This is a genomic window from aff. Roholtiella sp. LEGE 12411 (genome assembly GCF_015206995.1).
GTDB lineage: Bacteria > Cyanobacteriota > Cyanobacteriia > Cyanobacteriales > Nostocaceae > Komarekiella.
The window spans coordinates 1-3,464 of record NZ_JADEXR010000269.1; the positions used below are offsets into that span (position 1 = coordinate 1).

At 40.2% G+C, this 3,464-nt stretch carries 3 protein-coding genes; all 3 read right to left on the bottom strand.

The features are described from left to right. Positions 1–276: 276 nt before the first annotated feature. The 3 genes from IQ246_RS29150 to IQ246_RS29160 all read right to left on the bottom strand — a co-directional run bounded on the left by IQ246_RS29150 (position 277) and on the right by IQ246_RS29160 (position 3,355). Positions 277–753, bottom strand: coding sequence for a hypothetical protein (locus tag IQ246_RS29150; RefSeq protein ID WP_194006767.1), 477 nt, complete (start codon positions 751–753; stop codon positions 277–279). A gap of 423 nt (positions 754–1,176) precedes the next feature. Then, positions 1,177–2,433, bottom strand: a complete 1,257-nt coding sequence (locus IQ246_RS29155; protein WP_194006768.1) for an FAD-dependent hydroxylase — start codon at positions 2,431–2,433, stop codon at positions 1,177–1,179. Positions 2,434–2,596: 163 nt separating this feature from the next. Beyond that, positions 2,597–3,355 carry a YebC/PmpR family DNA-binding transcriptional regulator gene (locus IQ246_RS29160; protein ID WP_194006769.1) on the bottom strand — a complete coding sequence of 253 codons (759 nt, stop codon included), beginning with the start codon at positions 3,353–3,355 and terminating at the stop codon, positions 2,597–2,599. Between the last annotated feature and the right edge of the window lie 109 nt (positions 3,356–3,464).

Consider the following 3,464-nt stretch of genomic DNA (forward strand, 5'->3'; position numbering starts at 1 on the left):
GCATTGGGCATTGGGCATTGGGCATTGGGCATTGGGGATTGGGCATTGGGGGAGTGGTATTCAAATGAAAAATTATGGAATTTGCTCTAATCCCCAAACATATTTTGCAATGTTTTCCCAGTAGCCAGGGCTACTGTGTACACACCAGTATATACCGCAAAGGTTTCAGATCTTTTAGCCCGATAAATACCCAAGATTTGAGCGTATTCATCAAGTAAACATTACTCTACAAACTTAAGATTTACTTGATAAATAAACTGTCATTATATTAGTTTGTTAGTTTTCTATATCCTCTTCCAAGAAAGTCATTGTATTTAATACAGGCATCAAAATCAGATCACGGTTCAAAACTCGATTATGACTAATTAAAACACCTATTGGATTTACCCCTTGTGTAATTAGCCAAAGCATCCAACCAATTAGCTTAAGTGTATTGAAGAGAGATCTTCGAGTTAGCCATTCATGAAATGCTACGCGAGCTTCATCTAAAAAACCGTCATACTCTTCTATAATCGGGGAATCATGAAACATTGGTGAGTTAATGCCATGAATACCACTAACTCGATATTTTCCCATTTTAATTCTTGGTAAACAGGAAACTTCAAGGTGATACAGGTCATGATTGCAAAGCAAATCACCATGTAAATGTATCATGATTTTTCCTATCTTTACCCGGTCTTTGCTAATACAACCAAGTAATTTTTTCAGCGATAACCCGATCAAGATTTCCGCAGGCGTAATAATTTTTGCCATAAAGGGTAATTTTAACCAATTGCTAAAACTGGTCAATAGATAAGTTTAGATTGAGTGCCAACTTATTTATCTAAATACTTTAATCAACACCATTATTGACACTCTGTTCAATGAATGTTAATCGGCTGAATCATGAATCTATACGGTCTATCTAGTCTAGATACTACTCTAAAAAACTTGTTGGTTATTTAAAGAAAATGCAAATTTTTTGAATATCAGTAAGTTTGAGTAGTTGAATAATATAGTTTTTACTTAAGAGTATTTTATATGAAGAAACCAACTTATAAGGCAAGGGCTGAAAGCTGTCAAACAAAAGCTTTTGTGACCTATCCTAGCATTGCAATTATGAAGGCAAACTAGTATAAAATCGCTGATTAGTTATCAAAACGCTCGCTTCTGTATGAAAGCAGCAAGTATATGGTTTTAACGTTTTGCCAATTCTGGAGTACGCCCTTTTAAACCAATCATCAATTTGAGCATAAACACTTTTAGCATCGGTACTCGCCGCAAAAACCATAAACCCAGGCGACGAACAACTACCAAAGGTAAGAAGTTATTAGAAAATATCCGATCTAATAAATCGGTGAATCCTAAAATTGTTAGGTTCTCCAATTTACGCCAACGTTCATAGCGTTTGAGGACTTTAACATTGCCAATATCTTCGCCCATCGCTTGCGCCGCTTGGATTACTTGTGCCAAAGCAGCAGCATCCCGAATACCGAGATTTAAACCTTGTCCACCGACAGGATGGCAATTGTGCGCTGCATCACCAATTAATGCCAATCGGGGGAGGACATAGCGATCGCTTTGCATCAGTTGTACCTGAAAAATAAAGCGATCGCCTAGCAATTCCAACTTCCCCATCTGATCGCCATAACGACGGCTTAACTCTGCCAAAAATTGCTGATCATTTAATGCACACAAAGCTTGTGCTTCTTTGTGGGGGGCTGTCCACACAATTCGGCAGCGGTTCCCTGGTAAAGGTAAAATGGCAAACGGCCCGCTAGTCCAAAATCTTTCGTAAGCTGTGTTATTGTGAGGTTTTTCTGGCTTAACAAATGCTACAATACAAGATTGCCAATATTTCCAGCCATGTGTTTTAATACCAGCAGCTTGGCGAATAGGCGATCGCGCCCCATCTGCTGCTACAACTAATTTGCTCTTAACTGTTTGTAACTGCTCGGCAATTTTAATATCTATCGTTACTAAATCTTTTTGATACTGCGTATTAATCACCTCAGCCGGACAAAGATAAGTCACATTTGGACAATTCTGCACAAATTCTTGTAATGGCTGCAATAGCGCTTGATGTTCCGCCACATAACCTAACTCTGGTGTACCTATATCCGCTGTGGCAAATTCTACCACCTCTGAATAATCGGCATCAGAAAGGCGGACATGGCAGTATTTGGCAATTTCAGGCAGCATTTGATCCCAAACGCCAATTCCTTGGTAAATTAGCGACGAGAGCATGTGAATTGCATAGGCTTGCCCTTTGGATACCGCTGCTGATGCCACTTTCGCCTCAATCAGCAGTACTCTCAAGCCAGAATCTTTTAAAGCAGCGGCTAGGGTTAACCCAATAATTCCACCGCCAACAATTACCAAGTCATATTCATATCCCCGCAAATCTTGCGGTGTCAGTTGCGGGGAAATTGGATCAAGCTGCGATCGCGCCATTGTTAAGATAAATTACAGCATCTTAACTATTATTTTTACGCGATCGCGCCTTTCTAAGCAAGTTGATAGCGACAAATTTTGAAAAAACCCCGCTGATAGACTGAGGATATCAATGGAGTTGAATAGGGTAATTTTGTGTGAATGAATAATACAACGCTTGGTTCTACACAATACTTAGAGCCATTAATTCATCTGCCATTTCAAAATTAGCTGTGACATTTTGCACATCATCCAAGCTTTCTAGAGTATCGATTAATTTGAAAAGCGATCGCGCCTGATCTGAATCAGTAACTTCGACATGATTACTGGGAATCCATCGTAATTCAGCATCAGTCACCTTAAAGCTTTTATCTTTCAACGTCTGGTTGAGGATTTCTAAATTTCCGATCTCAGTCAATATCTCAGCCGTCTCATCTTCAGTCATCTCATAAGACTCAGCACCGCCTTCAAGGGATGCTTCTAAAAGCTGTTCCTCATCAACCACACCCTGAACTACACAAACGCCTTTTTGATCAAACATCCAGCTAACACAACCTGTTTCACCAAGATTCCCGCCGTTTTTACTAAAAGCTGCACGCAAGTCAGCAGCAGTGCGATTGCGATTATCTGTGAGGGCTTCAATCAAAATTGCTACACCACAAGGGCCGTAACCTTCGTAGCGAATAGCTTCTAGACTAGAGTTCTCGCCACCAAAAGTACCTGCACCCTTAGCGATCGCCCGTTCAATATTATCATTAGGGATACTTGCGGCTTTTGCCTTGTCAATTGCCGTACGAAGTTGAAAATTAAGCGCTGGATCTGGTACGCCGCTTCTCGCCGCAACGATAATTGCTCGAGACAACTGGGTGAAAGTTTTTCCCCTTTTTGCGTCTACTACCGCCTTCTGGCGCTTAATATTTGCCCATTTACTATGTCCTGCCATAATCTAAAACTATCAAAACTCCATTCCAAGCTATAGGACTAAATATTTGATTTTTGAAAAAAATTCAGTACACCTTTATTACTTCTTCCCCATGCCCCATGCCCCATGC